General features: G+C 59.1%; 24 protein-coding genes. 8 read left to right on the top strand and 16 right to left on the bottom strand.

Annotated elements, in window-relative coordinates; all coding sequences use genetic code 11:
- The first annotated feature begins 35 nt into the window (after positions 1-35).
- The 7 genes from AC522E_RS08325 to arsB all read left to right on the top strand — a co-directional run bounded on the left by AC522E_RS08325 (position 36) and on the right by arsB (position 5,265).
- Positions 36-554, top strand: a complete 519-nt coding sequence (locus AC522E_RS08325; protein WP_500749939.1) for a TRAP transporter small permease — start codon at positions 36-38, stop codon at positions 552-554.
- A complete protein-coding gene (locus AC522E_RS08320; RefSeq protein ID WP_500749938.1) occupies positions 551-1,852 on the top strand; it encodes a TRAP transporter large permease in 1,302 nt (433 codons plus the stop codon). The genes AC522E_RS08325 and AC522E_RS08320 overlap by 4 nt, the downstream gene beginning before the upstream one ends.
- A gap of 27 nt (positions 1,853-1,879) precedes the next feature.
- Complete coding sequence (locus tag AC522E_RS08315; protein WP_500749937.1) at positions 1,880-2,323, top strand: type II 3-dehydroquinate dehydratase; 444 nt, start codon at positions 1,880-1,882, stop codon at positions 2,321-2,323.
- A gap of 7 nt (positions 2,324-2,330) precedes the next feature.
- Complete coding sequence (locus tag AC522E_RS08310; protein ID WP_500749936.1) at positions 2,331-3,230, top strand: shikimate dehydrogenase; 900 nt, start codon at positions 2,331-2,333, stop codon at positions 3,228-3,230.
- A gap of 193 nt (positions 3,231-3,423) precedes the next feature.
- Positions 3,424-3,768, top strand: a complete 345-nt coding sequence (locus tag AC522E_RS08305; RefSeq protein ID WP_500749935.1) for an ArsR/SmtB family transcription factor — start codon at positions 3,424-3,426, stop codon at positions 3,766-3,768.
- 8 nt (positions 3,769-3,776) lie between these two features.
- Positions 3,777-4,202: an arsenate reductase (glutaredoxin) gene (gene arsC / locus AC522E_RS08300; RefSeq protein WP_500749934.1), complete on the top strand. Its 426-nt coding sequence runs from the start codon at positions 3,777-3,779 to the stop codon at positions 4,200-4,202.
- Positions 4,203-4,212: 10 nt separating this feature from the next.
- Complete coding sequence (arsB, locus tag AC522E_RS08295) at positions 4,213-5,265, top strand: ACR3 family arsenite efflux transporter (RefSeq protein ID WP_500749933.1); 1,053 nt, start codon at positions 4,213-4,215, stop codon at positions 5,263-5,265.
- Between the two features lie 342 nt (positions 5,266-5,607).
- On the opposite strand, the gene AC522E_RS08290 is transcribed toward arsB, so the two are convergent.
- The 14 genes from AC522E_RS08290 to AC522E_RS08225 form a co-directional block, all read right to left on the bottom strand.
- A complete protein-coding gene (locus AC522E_RS08290; RefSeq protein WP_500749932.1) occupies positions 5,608-6,516 on the bottom strand; it encodes a ribokinase in 909 nt (302 codons plus the stop codon).
- A 34-nt stretch (positions 6,517-6,550) separates the two neighbouring features.
- A complete protein-coding gene (gene rpiB / locus AC522E_RS08285; RefSeq protein WP_500749931.1) occupies positions 6,551-6,997 on the bottom strand; it encodes a ribose 5-phosphate isomerase B in 447 nt (148 codons plus the stop codon).
- Positions 6,998-7,063: 66 nt separating this feature from the next.
- Positions 7,064-7,855, bottom strand: a complete 792-nt coding sequence (locus AC522E_RS08280) for a transporter substrate-binding domain-containing protein (RefSeq protein ID WP_500750619.1) — start codon at positions 7,853-7,855, stop codon at positions 7,064-7,066.
- Between the two features lie 37 nt (positions 7,856-7,892).
- Complete coding sequence (locus tag AC522E_RS08275) at positions 7,893-8,630, bottom strand: amino acid ABC transporter ATP-binding protein (RefSeq protein WP_500750618.1); 738 nt, start codon at positions 8,628-8,630, stop codon at positions 7,893-7,895.
- Positions 8,631-8,649: 19 nt separating this feature from the next.
- The gene (locus tag AC522E_RS08270; RefSeq protein WP_500750617.1) at positions 8,650-9,318 is read right to left on the bottom strand and encodes an amino acid ABC transporter permease; all 669 of its coding nucleotides are present in this window, start codon (positions 9,316-9,318) and stop codon (positions 8,650-8,652) included.
- Between the two features lie 10 nt (positions 9,319-9,328).
- Positions 9,329-10,012 (bottom strand): amino acid ABC transporter permease, encoded by a 684-nt coding sequence (locus AC522E_RS08265; protein ID WP_500749930.1) that lies wholly within the window; start codon positions 10,010-10,012, stop codon positions 9,329-9,331.
- Positions 10,013-10,025: 13 nt separating this feature from the next.
- Positions 10,026-10,994 (bottom strand): NAD(P)-dependent oxidoreductase, encoded by a 969-nt coding sequence (locus AC522E_RS08260; protein ID WP_500749929.1) that lies wholly within the window; start codon positions 10,992-10,994, stop codon positions 10,026-10,028.
- Positions 10,954-11,706, bottom strand: a complete 753-nt coding sequence (locus AC522E_RS08255) for a FadR/GntR family transcriptional regulator (protein WP_500749928.1) — start codon at positions 11,704-11,706, stop codon at positions 10,954-10,956. The genes AC522E_RS08260 and AC522E_RS08255 overlap by 41 nt, the downstream gene beginning before the upstream one ends.
- Before the next feature lie 394 nt (positions 11,707-12,100).
- Positions 12,101-12,973 carry an aldose 1-epimerase family protein gene (locus AC522E_RS08250; protein ID WP_500749927.1) on the bottom strand — a complete coding sequence of 291 codons (873 nt, stop codon included), beginning with the start codon at positions 12,971-12,973 and terminating at the stop codon, positions 12,101-12,103.
- A 127-nt stretch (positions 12,974-13,100) separates the two neighbouring features.
- Positions 13,101-14,297 carry an ABC transporter substrate-binding protein gene (locus AC522E_RS08245; protein ID WP_500749926.1) on the bottom strand — a complete coding sequence of 399 codons (1,197 nt, stop codon included), beginning with the start codon at positions 14,295-14,297 and terminating at the stop codon, positions 13,101-13,103.
- 66 nt (positions 14,298-14,363) lie between these two features.
- On the bottom strand, positions 14,364-15,404 hold the full coding sequence (locus tag AC522E_RS08240) for an N-acetylglucosamine-6-phosphate deacetylase (RefSeq protein ID WP_500749925.1): 1,041 nt from the start codon (positions 15,402-15,404) through the stop codon (positions 14,364-14,366).
- An 82-nt stretch (positions 15,405-15,486) separates the two neighbouring features.
- Positions 15,487-16,674, bottom strand: a complete 1,188-nt coding sequence (locus AC522E_RS08235) for an extracellular solute-binding protein (RefSeq protein ID WP_500749924.1) — start codon at positions 16,672-16,674, stop codon at positions 15,487-15,489.
- A gap of 50 nt (positions 16,675-16,724) precedes the next feature.
- Positions 16,725-17,498: a glucosamine-6-phosphate deaminase gene (locus AC522E_RS08230; protein ID WP_500749923.1), complete on the bottom strand. Its 774-nt coding sequence runs from the start codon at positions 17,496-17,498 to the stop codon at positions 16,725-16,727.
- Between the two features lie 27 nt (positions 17,499-17,525).
- Complete coding sequence (locus AC522E_RS08225; RefSeq protein WP_500749921.1) at positions 17,526-18,545, bottom strand: LacI family DNA-binding transcriptional regulator; 1,020 nt, start codon at positions 18,543-18,545, stop codon at positions 17,526-17,528.
- Between the two features lie 504 nt (positions 18,546-19,049).
- Here AC522E_RS08225 and AC522E_RS08220 point away from each other — a divergent pair.
- On the top strand, positions 19,050-19,859 hold the full coding sequence (locus tag AC522E_RS08220) for a VOC family protein (protein WP_500749920.1): 810 nt from the start codon (positions 19,050-19,052) through the stop codon (positions 19,857-19,859).
- A gap of 9 nt (positions 19,860-19,868) precedes the next feature.
- Here the strand turns inward: AC522E_RS08220 and AC522E_RS08215 are convergent, their stop codons facing one another.
- The gene (locus AC522E_RS08215; RefSeq protein WP_500749919.1) at positions 19,869-21,341 is read right to left on the bottom strand and encodes an NAD(P)-binding domain-containing protein; all 1,473 of its coding nucleotides are present in this window, start codon (positions 21,339-21,341) and stop codon (positions 19,869-19,871) included.
- A gap of 31 nt (positions 21,342-21,372) precedes the next feature.
- Positions 21,373-21,852 carry an L-2-amino-thiazoline-4-carboxylic acid hydrolase gene (locus tag AC522E_RS08210; RefSeq protein WP_500749918.1) on the bottom strand — a complete coding sequence of 160 codons (480 nt, stop codon included), beginning with the start codon at positions 21,850-21,852 and terminating at the stop codon, positions 21,373-21,375.
- Positions 21,853-21,872 lie beyond the last annotated feature (20 nt).

Here is a 21,872-nt window from a genome sequence, read left to right as displayed (position 1 = left end):
CAGTATTGCGACCCGTTTCAAAGAGACTCATCGCGATGACCGCGTCGATACGAACTATCGGACAATGGCTTGCACGCCGTGCGGAAAACGTGGCCGCCGCAATGCTTGCCACGATGTTCCTGGCCTTCATCCTGCAGATCATTTTCCGGTATGCTATCGGCCTTCCAATCGGCTGGACTCACGAGCTAAGCGTCATCCTCTGGGTCTGGCTCGTACTCTGGGGAGCCGCTTTTGTCGTCAGCGAGCGGGAGGAGATCCGCTTTGATATCATCTACGGTGCCGTCGGGCCGAACATCCGACGGATCATGTGCATCGTTACCGCCATTGCGTTGATCGCGCTTTATCTCATATCCCTCCCCGCTGTCGTGGACTACGTCACCTTCATGAGAGTCGAGCGGACCGCGTATTTGAAGATCAGGTTTGATGTCGTGTTCTCGATCTACATCGTCTTCGCGGTTGCGACGGTCATCCGATATTTCTGGCTCGCTTGGCAGGCCGTACGCGGCGTCGCACCGGATGCGTTCGATCCGACAACGGCGAGTTCCGGCGTATGACCTTCGCCAGTCCATTTTCGCTTGCGCTGGTCGCCATTACCTTCCTCGCGTTCCTCGGCCTGCCGATCGGCCATGCGATGATCACGGGATCGATCCTTTATCTTCTGCTCTCCGGCCAGGACATGGGGACTGTCGCCGAACAACTTCTGAACGGGATGTACTCCAACTATGTAATCCTCTCCGTGCCTCTCTTCATTCTGGCCGCTGAATTCATGAATATCGGCAGCATGACCGATCGGCTCATGACATTCTGCAATGCCCTGGTGGGACGGTTCAGAGGCGGACTCGCGCATGTGAATATCCTGCAGAGCATCATCTTCGCAGGCATGTCAGGGTCTGCCATTGCGGATGCGGCAGGCACAGGCCGCATGATGCAGGTCATGATGACCCGGGGCGGCCGGTATACCGCGAGCTATGCCGCTGCCGTGACAGCCGTCTCATCGGTAATCGGCCCGATCATCCCACCATCGATTCCGATGGTGCTCTACGCTCTCGTGTCGGATGCATCGATCGGCTTCCTGTTTCTTGGCGGCGTCATGCCGGGTTTGCTGATGGCGCTGAGCCAGATGGTTATCGTTGCCATCACCGCCAAGCGTAAAAACTTTCCTGTCGAGCAGCCAGTTCCGCTTCGGAAACTGCCGCGAATTACCTGGGAGGCGTTTCCATCGCTGATGATGCCGGTCGTCCTCCTCGGAGGAATCTACACAGGCATCATGACCCCGACCGAAGCAGCTGCGGTCGCGGCTGCCTATGCGCTGCTCATCTCGGCGGGACTCTATCGGAGCGTCAGCTGGGGCGACTTCTACAAATCGGTCGCCATCAGCGCGAGAACCACTGCGTCGATCGGTATGTTGATCGCAGGGTCGCTGGTGTTCAACTATGTGGTCACGGTCGAGAATATTCCAGAGACCGTAAAGGCCGTCCTTGGTCACTGGCAGCTGTCGCAAACCGGGTTCCTGATCCTCGTCAACATCCTGCTCCTACTCCTCGGCTGCGTACTCGAAGGAACCGCGATCCTGCTGATCGTGGTTCCAGTGTTCATCCCGACCGCTCAGGCTCTTGGTATCGACCTGGTCCATTTCGGGGTCGTCGTCGTCGTCAACATCATGATCGGGCTGATCACGCCGCCTTATGGGCTTCTTCTCTTCATCATGGCGAACATCTCGGGAGAGCCCCTGCGCGACATCGTGCGCGACACCCTGCCCTTCCTTTTCGCGATGATCGTCGCTCTTGCGATCCTCACCTTCGTCCCCGAGACCGTCCTGTGGTTGCCACGGCTGTTCGGCTACCAGGGATAGTCGGTACCAGTATTCAGGGAATAATCCATGGCTAAGCCGATCTACATCCTCAACGGACCGAACCTCAATCGTCTCGGCACGCGGGAGCCCCAAATCTACGGACAGACCACACTGGTTGAGGTGGAAGCGATGTGCCGCAAAGCGGCTGACCTCCCCATCGTGTTTCGACAATCCAACCGCGAGTACGAACTCATCGAGTGGGTCCACGAGGCGATCGATCAAGGAAGCGGAATCATCATCAATCCCGCCGGCTTTACCTTCACCTCCGTGGCACTCATGGATGCCCTTAAGATGTTCCAAGGTCCGATCATCGAGCTTCACATCACGAACATTCATCGGCGAGAGGCGGTCTACCACAAGTCCCTCGTCTCCCCGATCGCGACGGCGGTCATTGCGGGTCTCGGCACGCGTGGCTACCCGGCGGCAGTCGAGGCGATACAGGATCTCGTTGCGAGCACTCCAGGTGCCTGAAGAAGAGATGACGCAAGGTCAGCGCACGGGAAGCGACCATCCGGCCGGCAGCGAAACCATATGGGACTGGCCGTCCGTGCTGGTCGGTCTTGTGGGCGCGGGCATCCAGGCCTCGCGGACCCCTCTCCTGCATGAGCGCGAGGGTGCGAAGCAGGGGTTGCGCTACATCTACAAGCTGATCGATCTGGAGGTTCTGGGAATCGACTCAAGCTCCCTCTCGGATATTCTCTCGGCCGCCCAGTGCTTCGGATTTGCTGGCCTTAACATCACTCATCCCTGCAAGCAGGCCGTGATCCCGCTTCTGGACGACCTCTCCCCGGATGCGAAGGCGCTCGGCGCGGTCAATACCGTCGTTTTCAGGGAGGGCCGTCGGATCGGGCACAACACGGATTGGTGGGGTTTTGCGGAGAGCTTCCGCCGCGAGCTTCCTCATGTACGCAGGGACAGCGTCGTTCAGTTCGGTGCTGGTGGCGCCGGCGCCGCGGTCGCCCATGCGTTGCTAACCCTGGGCGTCGGCGAGGTTCTTGTCATCGATACGGAAGAAAGCCGTGCCGTGAGCCTCGCCGCTGACCTGCGCAAGCGGTTTGGCAGAAATTGCGCTCATGCAAATCCTCCTAAAGCTGATGCGATGGCCGCGGCTGACGGAGTGGTCAACACGACACCGCTCGGAATGGCGAACTACCCGGGAATGGCCGCACCTGCCGATCTGCTCCGCCCTGAGCATTGGGTCGCCGACATCGTCTACTTCCCACTCGAGACAGAGCTTCTGCGCCAGGCACGTGCCCGTGGCTGCCTCACAATGTCCGGTGGCGGCATGGCGGTTTTCCAGGCGGTTGGCGCGTTCTCATTGTTCACGGGGAAGGAACCCGACGCCGCGCGTATGCTTCGCCACTTCAGCGAGATGTAAAGTTTCAGCGTTTTGATCCTACGTGATCGGAAATTGGAGGTCTCGCACCGATCAGAGATCGCGGCCCTTGTTGGTCCTTGCCCGACCTCACTTCGGCTCCCTGTTCGGCCGACCCGGCAGCGGTGTCGTCGGCCGTCGGCGTCAATACGCTTACCCCTTGCTCATGGCCACAAATTTCTATAAGTCTCGACATATGGAATCGGAATCCGCAATACTTTCTCTTGCCGCTCTCGCCCAGCCGACGCGAATTGCCGTGTTTCGCCTGCTGGTGACGCATGAGCCGGATGGACTCTCCGCCGGCGACATCGCCCGGTGTCTTGCTGTGCCCCACAATACAATGTCCTCGCATCTGGGGATTCTTTCCCGTACCGGGCTGGTCCGATCCGAGCGCAGGAGCCGCTCAATCATATACCGCGCCGATTTGGCCCGCTTCCGGGAAGTCGTGACCTATCTGTTGAGAGATTGCTGCGGCGGGCACCCTGAGGTCTGCTCGCCCCTTCTCGAAATGCTGCCCGCTCTTAACCGATGCTCGTGCTGAGGTCTGCCATGGATGTCATCATCTACCACAACCCTGATTGCGGCACGTCCCGCAACACGCTCGGCCTTATCCGGAACGCCGGAATTGAGCCTCATATCATCGCGTACCTCAAATCTCCGCCGACGAGGCTCATGCTGCGCCAGCTTATCAACAGAATGGGAATTTCGGCCCGCAAGCTCATTCGCGAGAAGGGAACGCCCTACGAGGAACTCGGTCTCGCCGATCCGGCCCTTACGGACGACCAGCTTCTCGACGCGATGATGGCGCACCCTTCGCTCATCAACCGTCCCATCGTCGTAACGCCGAAGGGCGTCCGCCTTTGCCGTCCTTCGGAGGCCGTTCTCGACCTCCTGCCACCGCAACTGGGCGAGTTCCGTAAGGAGGACGGCTCGATTGTCGTCGATGCTGCCGGACGTCGCGCAGCTACCGCCTGAGGGAATCCGAATGTCCGCCTTCGAGCGCTACCTAACGCTTTGGGTAGCTCTTTGCATCGTCGCCGGCATTGCTCTCGGGCATGCATTCCCGGCCCTTTTCGAGATTATCGGCACCCTGGAACTGGCCAAGGTCAACCTGCCTGTTGCAGCCCTAATTTGGCTGATGATCGTTCCCATGCTGATCAAGATCAACTTCACAGCGCTTGGTAGGGTACGCGAGCACTGGCGCGGTATAGGCGTAACGCTTTTCATCAACTGGGCGGTCAAGCCGTTCTCCATGGCGGCCCTGGGGTGGCTCTTCATCGGCACATTTTTCAGAACCTTTCTGCCCGCCGACCAGATCAATTCCTACATCGCTGGCCTTATCATTCTCGCCGCTGCGCCGTGCACAGCCATGGTGTTCGTCTGGAGCCATTTGACCAAAGGCGAGCCGCATTTCACGCTCTCGCAGGTGGCTTTGAACGACCTCGTCATGGTTGTGGCCTTTGCACCCATCGTCAGCCTGCTTCTTGGTCTTTCCACCATAACGGTGCCATGGGACACACTCATCCTCTCGGTTGCGCTCTATATCGTCGTTCCCGTCGTTCTCGCCCAAGGCCTGCGTTCGCGACTCATGTCAAGGAGCGGGGAAGCCGCCGTCGTCCGGCTGCTTCGGACTCTGCAACCGTTGTCGCTGGTTGCCCTTCTTACGACCCTGGTGCTGTTGTTCGGCTTCCAGGGAGAACAGATCCTGGCCCACCCTCTCACAATCGCAATGCTTGCGGTGCCAATCCTGATCCAGGTCTATTTTAATTCCGGTCTGGCCTATCTGCTCAACCGGGTCGCGGGCGAGCAACATTGCGTTGCAGGGCCTTCCGCACTGATCAGCGCCAGTAATTTCTTCGAACTCGCAGTGGCCGCCGCTATCAGCCTGTTCGGGTTCGACTCCGGCGCGGCACTGGCAACTGTAGTCGGAGTGCTGATCGAGGTGCCGGTGATGCTCTCGGTTGTGTGGATCGTGAACCGCAGCCAAGGCTGGTACGAGAGCGGCGTCAGTCAGCCGACGGACAAGCTCGTCGGGTAGACGTCGGCCCTGCACGACCCCTGACCTAGCGTGTGTACGGTTCCTCTTTCTCCCACTCCATGGTGCCGGCGGAACCGATTGGAACAGTTCCCGTAACCGACTGCGGTCAGGTGCAGCGCGAAGATCGATCCGACTGACCAATGGGGCACGGTTCGAGCACGGGAAGAAGCATGATTACGTCTCGGCGCCAACTAATGGCGGCGGCCCATAGCGCCATTCAGGAAGCGCTCGGCGGCCTTGCCATCGAGTGACACAAACATGCCAGCGAGGAGCGCTACCGGGCACGACGACGGCGCAATCGCATCATGACTTAGGAATGCGACGCGCAGGCCACGTTCTCTCTTATTCCAATTGCTGACGTGTCGGCATTCCCTCTTGAGCCCCATAGGTGAGACACGCCAGTGAGGCGCCGCGGGCCGCCTGCATCAAGGCTGACTCGAACGTCCAGCCCTCCTCCACGCGACTAGCCAAAATTCCGACAAAGGTATCGCCTGCACCGGTCGTGTCCACCGGATCGATCGGATGGGCTTTAGCGACCTCGCGTCGTCCGTCGGGATAGAACGCAAGAGCACCCCGCGCACCGGCTGTAACGACACAGATTCCCCCGCCGGCTCGCGACAGGACTGCGCCAGCCTCTTCATAGTCTATCGACATGCGACCAAGAAGGTTTGCTGCCGCCTTCGCTTCATGCTCGTTGACGACGAGTACGTCGGTCGACCCGAGAAGCTCGAGCATTTGCTCCGACGAGAAATCCGGCAGTGCAGGTGCAAAATTCCAGATGACGCGACCGCCGACCTGCCGCACGCGCTGAGCGATTGCCAGCGATGCGGCAAACGGTCCTTCCATTTGCAACACGACGACCGTCGCAGCATCCAGCCGCGAAGCAGGAACGATTGACTCGCTCAGCGAGGAATTCGCTCCACTCGCAACTGTTATCGCGTTCTCGCCACGTCCGTCAACCGAGATGAACGCGCAACCGGTTGGCTCCATCCCAGCAATCACAAGATCGGTCGCGACGCCGTTCCGGTCAAGATTGGCGCGTGCGGATTGGCCGAACGCATCATCTCCGATGCAACCAGCCATTGCGACACGTCCTGGCTTGGAAACGCGCGCGGCAGCCACAGCCTGGTTGGCTCCCTTGCCTCCAAACGATGTATCATATCGCGGCGACAAGACCGTCTCGCCCGGGCGAGCAATCGATGTCACACGGGCGACGAGGTCTATGTTGATTGATCCAAAAACAAGGATCATGTCGCTGGCGCTCCCTTCCAACCGTCAGGCAACCTCAGCCTTCCGCATCCATTGCGTGCAGCTTGTCGACGCGGCGCCTGAAGTCCTCGTCAGTGGAAAAGCTTGCCGAGAGGTAAGACGATATCAAATCCTGCGCGAGCCACGGTCCGACGATCTGAGCACCGATGCACATGATGTTGACATCGTCATGCTCGACGGACTGGTGAGCAGAGTGAATATCATGGCAGACGGCGGCCCGGATCCCCTTCATCTTGTTGGCCGCGATGGACGCACCGACGCCGGTTCCGCACACCATGATGCCGCGTTCGGCCTCACCCGAAGTGACCTTGCGCGCGACTTCGCGAGCGATGTCGGGAAAATCGACGGGATTTTCGTCGAAGGAGCCAACGTCGACTACATCATGTCCCAGCGCGCGAACATGCTCGATAACGGTCTTCTTGAGGCTCCAGCCGGCATGATCCGACCCGATGACGAGACGCATTGATAGTTCCTCTACTTTGGCGATCAGGTGAGTGGTGCCCTAGGGCACCACCCGGTTCCTAGGCAATCAGCTCCGCATTTCCGCCGGCAGTTCGCTGCCGTGGAACTTCTTGTAGATTTCGTTCAGCTTGCCATTCTTCAGATTGGTCGCGATCCATTCATTCAGCTTGGCGACGAGTTCCGGCTCGCCTTTACGGACGCCAATCGCGAGATCGAAGTTCTGGATCAGGATCTTTGGCTCGAAAGGCCGTGCCGAGTTCTTGACGCCGATCTGGTTAATGATCGTGTCGGAGGTCGCAACGCAGTCGGCTTGGCCCGAGACAGCCGCCGTTACCATCGTAGCGTCGTCATCGTAGCGCGCGAGGCGAAGGTCACGATCGCTCATCTTCGAAAGAGCGGTGTCCTGTGTGGTGCCGCGCGACACCGCAATCGTCTTGCCCTTCAGTTCATCCCAGCTCTTTACATCGACAGACTTGAGGCAGCCAACGGAGGACTTCAGGGCCGCATACGGCTTTGTGAAGTCAATTACCTTAGCGCGATCCGGCGTGACCGACAGCGTCGAGATAATAATGTCTGCCTTGCCCGTCTGCACGTTGGGAATTCGGGTCGCGCCTGTCGTCTGAATGAACTCGAGTTCGAGGCCCCAATCCTTTGCAAGAAGTTGGGCAGTTTCGACATCTGATCCGGTCGGCTTCATGTTCGCGTCAATCATACCGGATGGTGGAATAGCGAGGTCCGTCGCAATGCGGATCTTTTTCGCCTTCATGATATCCGCAAGCATGTCGGCCTGCGCGGCCGTGCCGCCCAATGCTGCCATGCAGACCGTCGTGAGAGCAATTGCGAGGAACGAGCGTTTCATCATCTTGTTGTCTCCCTTACCTGTTTGTTTGTTTCTCTCAGAGCCCGGTTCCGACGAACTGAGCAAGCTCTGGCGTCGCCGGCGTTGTCAGGATGGTCGCGGGACCGGTTTCGTGGACCTTGCCGCGATGCATGAAGACAACTTGATCGGCGATGCCTCTGGCAAATCCCATCTCGTGCGTAACCATCACCATGGTCATGCCATTCGCAGCGAGCGTTTCGATGACCTTCAGCACTTCACCGGTAAGTTCCGGATCGAGTGCGGAGGTCACCTCGTCGAACAGCATCACCTTTGGTTGCATCGCAAGCGAGCGGGCAATTGCCGCGCGCTGCTGCTGACCGCCGGAGAGCTGTTCGGGATAGGAATGGAGTTTGTCCTCGAGCCCAACCTGCGCAAGAACTTCCCGAGCCTTCGGCTTGGCTTCCGCTTTGCCAAGACGCCTTACGGCGCAAGGCGCAAGTATGATATTCTCTTCAATCGTCAGGTGAGGAAACAGATTATAGCTTTGAAAAACAATCCCGACGTCCTGCCGCAACTTGCGCAGGTCCAATTTCGGATCGCTCACGCGATGGCCGCAGACGACAATCTCGCCCTTGTCGATCGTCTCGAAGCGGTCGATGCAGCGGAGCGCCGTACTCTTGCCGGACCCGCTGCGACCAATGATAACCAGAACTTCACCCCGCCCGACCTCGAAGTTCACGCCATCCAGAACCTTGAGAGAGCCGAAGCTCTTCTCAACATTTCTGAGCGATACGACAGAAGTATTCTGTTGCATGAGCAAAATCCCCCGCAGATCAGGCGGTTTCGAGTTCGATACGAACCGGGCCGCCACGTTGCTCAAGCCGGCGACTGAGTCGCGACAATGGATAGCAAAGAGCGAAATAGACGACCGCGATGATGGCGTAGATGAGAAATGGCTCGAACAGCGAGTTGTTGATGATCTGTCCCGAGCGTGCGAGCTCGACAAAGCCGACGACAGAGGCAAGAGACGTGTTCTTGATGATCTGCACCATGAATCCCACAGTGGGCGGTGTGGCGATCCGTACGGCCTGGGGAAGAATGACTTTCGTCATTCTTTGCGCCCGGCTCAAAGCGAGCCCTTCGGCCGCCTCCCATTGAGGACGGGGGACGGATTCGATGCAGCCGCGCCAGATTTCGCCGAGGTAGGCCGCAACATAGATCGTCAGCGAGGCACTGGCCGCGGCAAGCGGGGAGATCGGAATTCCGATTGCCGGCAGCCCGAAATAGCTGAGGAACATGATGACGAGGAGCGGCGTACCCTGGATGAGCTGAACATATCCCGCGCTCATGAGGCGCACGAACGGGCTCGGGGAAATTCGGCATAGCGCAATAACAAAGCCGGCAATGCCACCGCCAACGAGCGCGATAACCGATAGTCCGACGGTCCAGAGCGCACCTTGTCCGAGGAACATGAGATGATTGATATTCAGCGAACCTCCCATCATGCCTACCTCACAAAGCAGTACCGAGGCGTCGACGACGCGGGAAAATCACTAGTCCCAGGAGCCAGAAACCCACACGCATGATGAGTGAAAGGAGCACATACGCTACCGCGACAAGAATATATGTCTCAAAAGCGCGATATGTGTCGGACTGCACGAAGTTTGCCACGGCGGTCAACTCTTCGGCAGAAATCTGTGACGTTACCGATGATGCGAGCATCAGTAGGACGAACTGGCTGGTCAGTGCCGGGTAAACTTTCTCGATGGCCGGCAGAAGGACGATGTGCCAGTAGATCTGTGCCCGTGAAAGCGCGAGGCCCTCCGCGGCCTCGATCTGACCACGGGGAATGGAATCGAAACCGGCTCTGATGATTTCGGTCGCATAGGCCCCAACATTGATCGTCAGCGCGAGGGCCGCCACTGAGAAGGCGGAGAACTTCAGCCCCAGGCTGGCAAGTCCGAAATAGACCAGGAAGATCTGGACCAGGAGCGGCGTGTTGCGGATCGCTTCGACGTAGGCGCCACATATCCGCACGACGACCGGATGGTTGCTGCGGCGGCCGATCGCGCCTAGAACTCCGATTGCAGCCCCTAGAACCGTTGCAATCGCGGCAAGCTGAAGGGTGAGGATCGCGCCGTCCAGGAACATGGGCCATCGTTCAAGGATAGCGCCGAAATCAAGGTTGAGATTCATGCCGCGCTCACCGTCAGGCTTCTGCCTGATTGGTCATGCGGTCATAGACCCGGAAGAGAGCCTGGTTCCCGTTCGCTCCTTCGCCGTGGGCACGAGCCTCAACATACTGACTCGTCGCCAGAGCTGTCGCCGGCAGAGGTACGGAGAGAGAGAGGGCCTGCTCCTGTACAAGACGCAAGTCCTTCAACATCAGGTCGATACGAAACCCCGCCGAGGCATCGCCCGCAATCATGGCCGGTCCAAGCTTGTCGAGCATCCATGAGGAGGCAGACCCACCAAGGAGGACGTTCCGAAGCTGGTCGAGGTCGACACCGGAAGCGCGTCCCAATGCGAGCGCTTCGCAGATCGCCTGGATGTTGATCGCGCATACAAGCTGGTTACAGAGTTTGACGGTCTGGCCGGCGCCGCTGCCACCCACATGAATGATAGTTGTTCCCATGGCCTGGAAGTACGGCTCCGCGCGGCGAAATGCTTCGGGATCGCCGCCTGCCATGATCGAAAGCGCAGCATTCTTCGCTCCGAGCGGTCCGCCCGACACGGGTGCGTCAAGAAAATCCACGCTGACGCCTTTGAGATCCGCGTTCATTCGCCGGACGGCAACGGGCGAAATGGTGCTCATGTCTACAACCAGGCGCCCTTGCGGAGGCGAACTCAGGAGACCGCCTTCACCATAGATGACCTCCTCTACCTGCGGAGTGTCGGGGAGCATCGAGATGGCGATATCGGCATCCTTCGCGGCATCGGCTGGGTTCGTCGAAACGGTTGCACCGTAGGTTGCGATGCTTTCAATCGCTTCCTTTCGCACGTCATAGGCAGCCACCGCGTAACCCGCCTTCAGCAAGTTCAGCGCCATGTGATGGCCCATCGTGCCCAAGCCAATGAATGCAACGGTGCCTTGTCGATCGCTTCGTCCCATTGTGCCTACCCGTTCTTGATGTGTGTCACGATGCGCTGCGCCGCTGCGTCTCGCCGATGGCAGCACGGCGGCGAAAGTCGTCTCCGATCGCGAAGTGCTTGCGCAGGACCCTGTCCGCGAGTTCCGGGTCCCTGGCCACAATTGCATCGAAGACCCTGCGATGATCTTCGATGAGATAGGTCTTCATGGTATCGAAGACCTGGAGGAGTTCTCGCCGGCCATGGTGCGAACGCATGAGGATTCCGGCCATGGAATCGTAAAGGGCCATCAGCGTTTCCGATTTCCCGGCCGCCACAACGGCCCGGTGGAACTCGAAATCGGCATCACCACCGGCATCCGGATCGTCGATCGTTTCGACGATGCGTGTGAGGGCCCTTTGGAGCTTTTCGAAATCCGAGACGGTCGCCCGCTCAGCTGCCATTCGAATTGCCTGGCATTCGATGGCTATACGGGCCTGCATGACATCGTCGATGATGTCCGGCTGCTGTGCCAGCGCAAAGGTGAAGAAGTCGTTGAGCACGGAGAGGTCCGGTCGCCTGACGACCGTTCCTGCACGACCGCGAATTTCAACGACGCCCAGCACCATGAGCGCACGGAGCGCCTCGCGCAGAATGGGTCGACTGACACCGAGTTGCGCAGCAAGTTCTCGCTCGGGGATAAGCTGGTCGCCTGGTCGCAGAGCGCCTTCGAGCAGCCGTTCGCGCAGGAACGCGAATACCTTCTCGAAGCCCTTGCCGCCGCCTTCCCCAAGCCGCGTGATTTCAAGATCAGCGGGCATTTCTTGTTCCTTGGTCAGACCAGAATACATACCACGGGCCCAGGGTCAACTCTCTCCAGGGAGTCGAAGCGGACTCCCCGTAATGACCTTTGGTCGCACACCGACGAGAATGGGCTGTCCCTGGTTCAGACTACGGGTGCTTGCGCTCCGAATCATTTGGAGCGCAAGCCGAAGCCAAAGTACGAGCAGGACAAATTCACCAGCTGCCGGACATTTCCGTGGGTGAGGATGGTCGTAACACGAGGCTCGATACGACTAAGGACAAGCCGGAGCTACGGCGTTGCAGCGGGCGATCTGGCATGTCGACGCGCCACCCGTGGCTGCCCCGGACTTCAGGACGTCGTCGATCCTGCTGAATCTGCCGGACTATGCCATATGACCCATGGACACGAGGTCATTGGGGGACGAGAGAGAGGTGCATGGCAAATCTGGCTTCGCTGCCGGCCGAAACTGTCATGACGCCAGGACGCTCAGAGAATTCGCCATCGAAGCCTTCCGGGCTGGCGAACCCTTGCCATGGTTCGATGCAGATAAAGCCGGCGCCGGGTTTGGTCCAGATCCCGAGATGCGGCATTCCGGAAAAGCCGATCCGGAGCAAGGGCGCTCCTGGTGCACCATAGGTCACGCTTCCGCTTGCAACAGGAATGAAAATCAACGCGTCCTCGATAAACAGTGCATCGGTCAGAGCAAGGCGGGCGCCAACAAGTGGAGACGGATGCCTGACCGGAGTAAGAAGGCCATCCCGGACACGCCGGATCGACGAGCCCTCCTCTCGTTCAAAGACAATTTCATGAGTTCCCCGAGGCGCCCCGTAGGGCAATGGCCATAGGAATGCCGGGTGGAACCCGAACGAGACTGGAAGTGCGCGCTCGTCGGTATTCGTCACGATGGCGTAGTTGTTCAGGACCGGCCCATCAAAGGAGTAAACGACATCGAGCCGAAACGAGAACGGATAGTGAGCGAGAGTGTCGACGCCCGAGCAAAGACGGAACACGCAGCGGCTGCCGGTATGCTCAACGAGGGCGAAGCGGGAAGTTCTTGCAAAACCATGCTTCGGCAGTTCGTAATGCCTGCCTTCGATCCGGATCCGATCATTTTTCGCCCGTCCGACCATTGGAAACAGCAAAGGTGCATGTCCGGACCAGATTTCAGGATTTCCGTTCCAGAGAAGGTCCCTCCCATCCCTATCCCGCAGGCGGACTAGTTCAGCACCGAGTTCGGAAATCTCGGCTGCCATGTCAGAGCCGGACAGCGCGATCGTCTTCATCCCTATTGCCCCGTCCTGTCGCTTTGAATTGAATTGCCCAGCGCTTTGCCACTACACGGCGATCCCGGCGAGCCGCGTTCGCGGCGGCGCCGGGCGGTATCCATCATCGATGATCGGTCGAGGCTCTTCATTTGCCTTTCTTCGAACCGACCTCCTCATCCCAACGCCGGAATGCCTTGACCATCTTGTCGGGCGTAAGCGGCAATTCGATCGGACTGCCGGCGATAAGATCGGCGTATTCCGGCCTCCCGAACTCCCGAATAATGTCTTGGCTTTCCTGAGGAGCCATCGAAAGCGGTACATTCTTCACCGCCGGCCCGGGATAAAGGTAGCCCTCATCATAGGCGAAGGCTTGTTGCTCGGGCTTGAGCAGGAAACCCATCAGATCCACGAGTACGGCGAGTTTGTCCTCCGAGACGCCTTTTGGGACTACCATGAAGAAGGCATCCGATACCCAGTGAAATCCCTTCAGCGTACCGATCTGCGCGCTCTTTGGAACGATGCCGAGTGCGCGGGGGTTGATGTCCCACCCAGTCGTTGAAATGATCATGTCACGAGAGCCTTCGCCGAATTCCTTCATCGTCGCCCCAGTTCCGGAGGGGTAGTATTCGATGTAGGGGTTCAGATCGCGCAGATAAGCCCAGGTTTTGTCCCAGCCGTTCTCCGGATCCATCGGATCCTTGTCACCCAGGATATAGGGTAGGCCCATCATGAAGGTCCGACCCGGTCCGGAATTTGCCGGACGCGCATACATGAAGCGATTGGGATGCGCCTTGGCCCAGGCCAGCAACTCCTCGGCGGTCTTCGGCACGTCCTTGACGCGTTCTGGCGCGTATTCGAGAAGCGGTCCCGAAGGATAATAGTTGATGACGATACCGTAGCCCTGCCCCTGCGCCCGGTGCAGGTTCAATGCGGCGGGCTCGTAGTTTTCTTCAAGGCCAGGAAACTTGTCGGCGTAGGTCGGCAGAAGTTTGATCCAGAGGTTCTGGTCCAGCCCAGCTGCGAGCCCGTCGCTTCCCGTCAGCACCATATCGATATCGACACGACCGGCGTCCTGCTGCGCCTTGACCTTCGATGCGAGCTCCGGCGCAGGCGCCTTGACATAGGTGATCCGTGAAACAAGATTTGGCTTCGCCTTGCGATATTCTTCGAAGCCCTTCTGCATCAGGGCGAGTGCACCACCCACGTCTATGACGTTGAGGGCAACAGGCGCCGTCGGAAGCTTAAGGCCTTGCGCGCGGACGTTCGTGGCGGCCAGGGCCAAGATGCTGGCGCCCCCGCCTAGAATTGTGCGCCGACTGACATTGTTCTGCTCTATTCCCATGACTTCTCCCCTTCTGGTTTTGGTTTCTACGAACTCGATATTCATCAGGCCGTTGGTCGGGTTGGATCACTCTGAGTGCGAGCACTCCTGACTGCCGTGCATGTTGTCCCCCATGTCGACATGTAGAACCTGCAGGTCGTCCGACCACGTGACTGTACCGGTTGCAGGAATGGGCAAGCGGTGAGCCTTCAGAGCGGGCGTCAGCAGAGCTCGAGGATTGTCCGACGCCATCCGAATTGCATCCTCGATACTCGTAATGTCCCACCTCACGAGGTTGCTAATCGCTTTGTCCAAGGTCAGAGCGGAGCCTGCAAGATAATGGCCTCCCGGCAGTCGGACGCTTCCATCCGAGCCGTGCTCGATGCTCATTCCGGCAAATGAATAGGTTCCAGGAGGCGTGGCCGCAGCGGCTACGGCGTCCGAGACGAGAATCGACCGTCCAGTCCCTTTCGCACGGAGCATCGCCTTGAGTGCGGGCCGAGGCAGATGAATTCCGTCAGCGATGAAGCTCGCGCAAAGGCGGTCCTCCGCCAACTGCGCGAAGATGGTGTTGTTCAACTTGTGGAGCATCTGCGGCACACCGTTGCCGAGATGCGTCGACATGCGCGCGCCGGCCTCAACAGCTCGCGATACCGTGTCTGCATCGGCAGCCGAATGTCCAATGGCAACGATCTTTCCGGCCGCCGTCAATCTCCGAATGAAGGAGTCACTTCCCGGCAGCTCCGGAGCGACGGTCACCAGTAGGATCGGACGCGATAATCTGGCCTCGATCTCGAAGACAAGTTCGGCGTCCGGGGCGATCATGGCGTCCGGCGGATGGCAGCCCGCATACCCATCCGCCGAATTGAGAAATGGTCCCTCGAGGTGGTAGCCAGGCACCATGACCCGGCCGAGCCGGCACTCTGAAACCGCTCTGTCGAGGGTGGCGAAGCGCTCGAGCAGTGCCCCGATCGGCGCCGTGATGAGTGTGGGAAGGCAACCGGTTACCCCCGTTGCGAGCATCGCATCGAGAGCCTCGTTCAGGGAGGCAGCATCCAGGCCGACCGTATTGAAATCGACTCCGGCAAAGCCGTTCACCTGAAGATCGAACAATCCATGACTCTGCATCGAATGCCCCATCACTCCAACATTTTCAAGGGTGGCGGGAAGCCACCCTTGAACAGGACAAACCAAACAGCCTGACGGGACGCTACTTCTTCATCTTAGCGCCACCGATCTCGCGGTCCCATCGGTCGAACATCGTCACGAGGGGTTTTGCATCGAGTGGCGGCTCGACCGGATTGTCAGCGATGAGGCGCTCGTATTCCGGCCGACCGAACCTCCTGATCGTTTCTTGACTTTCCTTCGGCGCCATTTCGAGCGGAACATTGTGGATGGCCGGGCCCGGATACATATATCCATGATCATACATGTATGCCTGCTGCTCCGGCTTGAGCAGGTATGCGATCAGCGCGAGTAGGACATCCACCTTCTCAGCGGGAACACCCTTCGGAATCGCCATGTAGTTGGCATCCCCGACCCAGTGAAAGCCCTTCAGTGTCCCGACTTTGAAGTCCTCAGGTACGATCCCGAGATAGCGCGGGTTGACATCCCAGCCTGTCGTGGTCGCGATAATATCGCGCGACCCCTCCCCCAACTCCTTCATGGTTGCGGTCGTGCCCGCCGGATAGTAGTCGATGCAGCTGTTGAGCTCCTTCAGGTAAGCCCATGTCTTATCCCAGCCGTTGACCGGATCGAGCGGGTCCTTGTCGCCGAGAAGATAAGGCAGCCCCATAACGAATGTCCGGCCCGGGCCAGAATTAGACGGGCGTGCGTACATGAACTTGCCGGGATGGGCTTTGCACCAGGCAAGGAGCCCCTCCGCGGTATCCGGAAGATCCTTGACCCTGTCAGGCGCATATTCCAGAAGGGGCCCGGACGGATACCAGTCGATCACGAATGCCTGGCCGCGGCCCATCTTCTGCATGGCGTAGGCGCCGGGAAGATAGAGCTTCTCCAAGTCCGGGAAGCGGTCCTGATACTTCGGTAAAATTTCAAGCCAGATCCCCTGCTCCATGCCCGCCGCCAAGGCGTCGTTTCCCGTCAGCACGAAGTCGATATCAACCCGTCCGGCATCTTGCTGCGCTTTCAGCTTGGCCGCGAGTTCAGGAGCCGTCGCCTTCGTGAAGACGAAGCGCGCGACAAGTTCCGGATGAGCCTTCTTGAAGTTCTCGATGGCCGGCTGGCTGATCTGGAGGTCACCAGCAACATCGATGATGCTGATGGTGAGCGGTTCCTTCGGCGGAGCCGGAGCCTGCGCGACAGCGCTCGTCGCCAGAACGGCCGCGATCGCAAAGGACGCAACGGCACTCAACGTATTCTTCATTTCTGAACGCATGTCATTTGGCTCCTTCCTCTGGCTATTCTTCCCGTGTGTTCCGGGAAGTTCTATTCAGACGCTTCTACGGCCCGGCTCATGGAAGCCGGCGATAGCTTGCTTGCGGACTGGCCGTCGAGAAACAGATGGCAGTTCGGATGCTGCTGGAGGATCGACGACGGACACAGGTTGGTGACCGGCCCCTCGACGGCGTTGCGAACTGCCTCTGCCTTTCGGGCATCCGGCACTGATAGCACCACCAGTCGGCTCGCCATGATCTGGCGGATACTCATGGAAATTGCCTTGCGTGGAACATCGTCGATCGTTGGGAACCACCCTTCCCCGAACTGCTGTCGCCGACAGGGCTCGTCGAGTTCAACGACGAGGAAAGGGCTCTCGGTGTCAAAATCGGCCGGAGGATCATTGAAAGCCAGATGACCGTTCTCCCCGATACCGGCGAAAGTCACGTCGATCGGGCTGGCTTTGATAAGCCCGGAAGCCCGTCCGATTTCCGTTTCCAGATCTGAGGCATCACCATGAATGAAATGAAATACGCCCAATGTCGGCAGCTTCGACGTGAACCGCTCTCGGAGATAGCGCCGGAAACTCGCCGGGTGGCTTTCCGGCATGCCAATATATTCATCCAGATGGAAGCCTATGACCTTTGACCAATCGATGTCCGACCGCCGCACGAGAGCGTCGAGTAGCTCGAACTGACTTGCCCCAGTCGCAACAACAATATTTGCGTGGCCCTTGGTCTCGATAGCGGAGCGGATGGCATCGGCACCGAGTGACGCTGCTGCGGCCCCAAGCGCTTGTTTTGTCGGAGATAAATGAAGTTTCATCGTATCTGTATGTTTCCAGTGGAGTTGTTAGGATTGCACAGCGCGGTGCATGGTTCTTACAGTTGAGTGTGAAGTTCTCGGTCGCGCCGTTGTCGCTCTGACAACAAGCTCCGTTGGGATCATGATGCGTTCGGCTTGGTTTCGATGGCTCTTCAAGATGCCGTTGAGGAGTCTGACGGCTTGGCTCCCGGCGGCATCACTATGCGCCGCAACGGTCGTGAGGGGCGGATAGGTTGTGGCTGCCAGCACATCGTCAAATCCCACAATGCTCATGTCATCGGGGATCCGACACCCAAGATCAGCCAGACCGGCCATGATGCCTTGGGCGACAAGATCGTCGAAAGCCACTGCCGCGGTAACGGGCATCTTCAGGAGCTCGATCGCCGCTCGTCTTCCGGCCTCATATGTCGGATGGAGCGCCGGGATCGCAGTGAGCTCGATCTTAAGCCTCTCGGCCGTCTCGATGGCCGCGCGCTGACGCTGCTGATTGGCCCAAGACGCCGGTGGTCCGCTTACATAGGCGATGCACTCGTGATGGAGGCCGGCGAGATGTTCGATGGCAGCGGCGATCCCTGAACGAACATCGATGAGGATGCAGGGCAAACCTTCGATGTCGCGATTGATCAGGATCAGGGGTCGACGCTCCGCGTGCGCGCGGACACGCTCCTCCGCGAGGCGCGGCGAGGCAAGCACAAAACCTTCTACCTGAGCAGCCATCTTGGTGAGAAGCACATCTTCCCTGTCAGGCTTCTCATCCGAGTCGCCCAAAAAGACGGCGTATCCCATTTCGTCGGCCTGAGCCTGCGCGGCGCGAATAAGCGGGGGAAAAAACGGGTTCGCGATGTCCGGAACGATGAGGGCAATGTTGCCGGCCCGCCCAGTGCTTAAGGCCCGTGCGACCTGATTAGGAGTGTACCCGAGGCTCGTGGCAACGTCCCGCACACGTTTGATTGTTTCGGCGCTCAGGAGCTCTGGACGTGTAAAGGTTCGGGAAACGGTCGCGCGGGATACGCCAGCGGCTTTTGCCACCTGGGTGATCGTCGGCATACCGGTCCTGCGTGCCGTCAAAGGGTTAGCTCCCCGTCCGCACGCTCAATGTAACCGGTTGCATAACCAAACTGTCAAGAGACCTCCCTTGAATATTTAGGTTATGATGTTGCCTCTACCGTAGCTCCGAAGCGAGAGGAGGTGCGCGAATGGCTCCAGTGTGACCGGCAGGTCGGACGGAGCAGAAAGCGAAGACCGGGGGCGCAGGGATTGCCCGATCCTGTCGATCTCCGGATGAGACCTGGCCACGCCGGCCATGAACGAACCTCACCCGCATTGACAGCCACCTTCAGCAAGCTCCCGCGGATTAGGGAGCGTTCGAGGACAACGGTGAGGCGAAGATTCACGCACGAGTTCAAACGGGAGGCCGTCTCGGGCCGTACCCGGAGTCAGGAACGCGACACGAGATATTGCAAGTCGGGGCTGAGCATGATTGCGTGCAGGGATCGCAATTGACCCAGGAACAAGGTGATGATCCAGTTCAGGCCGGAACTCGACCACGTGGTGATCAATGTGCTCGGTCACCTCGACATTGCGGCCGATCTTTACCGCCGCCTCGGATTTCATCTCACTGAGCGCGGGCATCACACCTTGGGGTCGAGCAATCATCTCGCAGTTTTCAAGACCAATTATCTTGAACTGCTTGGTTATGAACATGGACGCCAGACACAGCGCGCGGATCTTTGGAAACACCCAAAAGGCTTGACGGGACTTGTCTTCAAGACAACCGACTCGACGGGCCTCCACGGCTCCCTTGTAGACAAAGGCGTCGCCGTTCAGGAGCCGGCTGAATTCTCGCGTCCGGTTGCGTTATCCGATGGGACACGTAACGCGACCTTCCGGGTCGTGCGGCTTGGGTCGCATCTCATCCCGAACGGCCGGGTCTTCTTCTGTCATCATCTCACGCCGGATCTCGTCTGGCGCGATGAGTGGCAGCGGCATCCTAACGGGGTCCTCGATATTATCGAATTCGTGATTGCAGCCGCCGAACCGGAAAAAACAGCGGAACTCTACCGCACCATCTTTGGCACCGATGCAGTCATCAAGATCCAGGGCGGATACACATTGCGCGCCGGACAGGCGACGATCATGTTCCTCACTCCGGCGGAGATCGAAAGACGGTTCGCCGGAGCGGCGCCTTCAGTCACCGATAATGCTGACCGCATGGCGGCGCTGACTTTGAAGACGCGCTCGCTGAAACTTGCTGCCGAGGCTCTGAAATCGGGCCACATCACGGGTGTACATGTGGACTTAGGGCGTATCATCGTGCCCGACAGGCAGGCTGGGGGTGTTGCACTCGCCTTTGTCGAATAGCCAGCGTCGTCAGCGCACGAAGAAAGGCGTTCCTTCGAGCTCGGGCTCATCGAATGCCTCCAGATCCTGGCGGATCGGCTCGATGTCCTCACGAAACAACCCAGCGGCAATCGCCGTTGAAAGCCGTTCCGCCGCGACATTGACACCCGGAATATCGCTTGCGACGGCGCCATGACTGAGGGCGGCCCCGTGATTGACGAGGTGGATATGCGTCAGTTCCGGATCCTGACCTGGATTTTTCTCGACAAGTTCGAAGCCGGGACCAAGGTAAGGAAAGTTGCCGAGGTCAAGGCGTCGCAACTCTTCCGGGGGCACATATCGGTCGCACCAGCGCGCCACTGAGGAGGACCATTGAGCGAGCTCCGGAATAGCGGCGGCGTTGACGTCAAAGCCGGTCCCCACGATCAGGAAATCATGCTCTCTGGGATGCGCCTCTCCGTGAATATAGACCCTCGCCCGCCCTTCGTGGCGTGAGGCAACCTCGACAGCTTTGCCCAGGTGAATGTTGAAACCTTCCTGCCGCATGGCCCGACGCACAGTCTCATGTGGCGGTGGCGCCTGGGCATCGTTGAGATAGACGAACAGAGACCAACGTTCCGCATCATCAAGAGCATTCCAGCCATGGAAGTAGCCGGGAGAGGCCGAACCCCGGCCCTTATTGATTTGCGGAAGGATTGGGCGGCGGACATACATATCCACTCGTGCCGCCCCCTGTTCCAGCGCTGTCGCCGCATTGTCCCACGCCGAGGCTCCGCCGCCCAGCACTCCGATGCTTTTCCCGCGCAGCGAGCCAAAGTCGATGGCCTCGCTCGTGTGAGCGGCGAGATCCGGCCAAAGTGCCGCTTCAACAAAGTCCGGCACGCGTTCGCCACCGGCGCCCGCCCTGCCTGTTGCAAGAACAACCCGCCGGGCCATGAGCTGCGTCACGCCACAGCGAGCCTCGACCTCAACCTTCAGCAATCCGGCGAATGGTGAGACCCGTCGGACCAAGGCCTCATGTTCGACGGGTAGATCTAAAACCCGTTGCAGCCAGGTGAGATACTTGGCCCAGACGATATTCGGAATCTTGTATAGGGTCTCCCACGCACTCGCGCCGTAGGACGCCTCATACCAGGCGCGAAAAGTTAAGGATGGAATGCCGAGAGCAGGTCCTGGAAGGTTTTTTGGCGAGCGCAATGTGTCCATGCGAGCAAAGGAGAGCCAGGGCCCCTCCTGTCCGACAGCATTGCGGTCGAGAATCCGTAGGTTTCGGACTCCCTTGAACATAAGGGATGCGCCAGCTGCAATGCCGTTCATTCCCGCACCGACGACAAGGACGTCAATGACCGGACTTCCATCCGGCGCGCTTCTCCCTACGGGCCAGTTGGGCGCGGGAAATCCGAGCATATCGAGATCACGTGCCACATGTCGTTCGTGGGCGATCAGCCCTTCGCCGAAGGGCGCGAGAGCGGGGCTACGGGCAACAATGCGCGTATCGTCCACGTTGCCTCCTCTCCTTTTCGATAACCTATCGTCAAGCCTTTGCATCCGACTCGTAGCGATAGCGGAAATCGCAATGACTGGCGCCTTCCATGATCGTCTGCGTGCGGGTCATCTTGAGCTTGGGGTCGTAGCCTTCACAAAAGGAGCCGTCACGGTTGCAGGACAGGAGACCTCCGATCTCGCCCAAGCCCATCGCCTTGTACATCTCGGCGTAGCGGCAGCGCGTTACATTGAAATCAAATCGGCTCTCGTCTCGGTAGACGGGCTCGATTTCAAGGGCATTCTCCGCTGTCCAGTTCGATTGAATATCAATGAAGCTCTGAAGACTTGTCCCTCCCACAGCCTGAGCCGCGAACTGCGCCGCTTGTGCCATCGAAGAGCGGCGAACGGATTCTGAGACGATCCTTCTCGCCTCTTCCCTGCCGTAGCGCTCAACCAGTGTTGTATAAACCTCCCTGAGGAGCTCCGCTTCGATACGGCGGCGCTCGATGATCGGAAGCGGCTGGGCCATGACTGTGCTCCTTGGGCGGT

It is taken from the genome of Microvirga sp. BF8 (assembly GCF_059888585.1).
The sequence above is the reverse complement of the archived record's forward strand: the minus strand, read 5'-3'. Positions and strand labels throughout refer to the sequence as shown.

What these genes read in the sequence shown, in the direction of transcription:
- AC522E_RS08325 (WP_500749939.1), top strand. Translation starts at nt 36, where the DNA reads ATGACCGCGTCGATACGAACTATCGGACAATGGCTTGCACGCCGTGCG.
- AC522E_RS08320 (WP_500749938.1), top strand. Translation starts at nt 551, where the DNA reads ATGACCTTCGCCAGTCCATTTTCGCTTGCGCTGGTCGCCATTACCTTC.
- AC522E_RS08315 (WP_500749937.1), top strand. Translation starts at nt 1,880, where the DNA reads ATGGCTAAGCCGATCTACATCCTCAACGGACCGAACCTCAATCGTCTC.
- AC522E_RS08310 (WP_500749936.1), top strand. Translation starts at nt 2,331, where the DNA reads ATGACGCAAGGTCAGCGCACGGGAAGCGACCATCCGGCCGGCAGCGAA.
- AC522E_RS08305 (WP_500749935.1), top strand. Translation starts at nt 3,424, where the DNA reads ATGGAATCGGAATCCGCAATACTTTCTCTTGCCGCTCTCGCCCAGCCG.
- arsC (WP_500749934.1), top strand. Translation starts at nt 3,777, where the DNA reads ATGGATGTCATCATCTACCACAACCCTGATTGCGGCACGTCCCGCAAC.
- arsB (WP_500749933.1), top strand. Translation starts at nt 4,213, where the DNA reads ATGTCCGCCTTCGAGCGCTACCTAACGCTTTGGGTAGCTCTTTGCATC.
- AC522E_RS08290 (WP_500749932.1), bottom strand. Translation starts at nt 6,516, where the DNA reads ATGATCCTTGTTTTTGGATCAATCAACATAGACCTCGTCGCCCGTGTG.
- rpiB (WP_500749931.1), bottom strand. Translation starts at nt 6,997, where the DNA reads ATGCGTCTCGTCATCGGGTCGGATCATGCCGGCTGGAGCCTCAAGAAG.
- AC522E_RS08280 (WP_500750619.1), bottom strand. Translation starts at nt 7,855, where the DNA reads ATGAAACGCTCGTTCCTCGCAATTGCTCTCACGACGGTCTGCATGGCA.
- AC522E_RS08275 (WP_500750618.1), bottom strand. Translation starts at nt 8,630, where the DNA reads ATGCAACAGAATACTTCTGTCGTATCGCTCAGAAATGTTGAGAAGAGC.
- AC522E_RS08270 (WP_500750617.1), bottom strand. Translation starts at nt 9,318, where the DNA reads ATGGGAGGTTCGCTGAATATCAATCATCTCATGTTCCTCGGACAAGGT.
- AC522E_RS08265 (WP_500749930.1), bottom strand. Translation starts at nt 10,012, where the DNA reads ATGAATCTCAACCTTGATTTCGGCGCTATCCTTGAACGATGGCCCATG.
- AC522E_RS08255 (WP_500749928.1), bottom strand. Translation starts at nt 11,706, where the DNA reads ATGCCCGCTGATCTTGAAATCACGCGGCTTGGGGAAGGCGGCGGCAAG.
- AC522E_RS08250 (WP_500749927.1), bottom strand. Translation starts at nt 12,973, where the DNA reads ATGAAGACGATCGCGCTGTCCGGCTCTGACATGGCAGCCGAGATTTCC.
- AC522E_RS08245 (WP_500749926.1), bottom strand. Translation starts at nt 14,297, where the DNA reads ATGGGAATAGAGCAGAACAATGTCAGTCGGCGCACAATTCTAGGCGGG.
- AC522E_RS08240 (WP_500749925.1), bottom strand. Translation starts at nt 15,404, where the DNA reads ATGCAGAGTCATGGATTGTTCGATCTTCAGGTGAACGGCTTTGCCGGA.
- AC522E_RS08235 (WP_500749924.1), bottom strand. Translation starts at nt 16,674, where the DNA reads ATGCGTTCAGAAATGAAGAATACGTTGAGTGCCGTTGCGTCCTTTGCG.
- AC522E_RS08230 (WP_500749923.1), bottom strand. Translation starts at nt 17,498, where the DNA reads ATGAAACTTCATTTATCTCCGACAAAACAAGCGCTTGGGGCCGCAGCA.
- AC522E_RS08225 (WP_500749921.1), bottom strand. Translation starts at nt 18,545, where the DNA reads ATGCCGACGATCACCCAGGTGGCAAAAGCCGCTGGCGTATCCCGCGCG.
- AC522E_RS08210 (WP_500749918.1), bottom strand. Translation starts at nt 21,852, where the DNA reads ATGGCCCAGCCGCTTCCGATCATCGAGCGCCGCCGTATCGAAGCGGAG.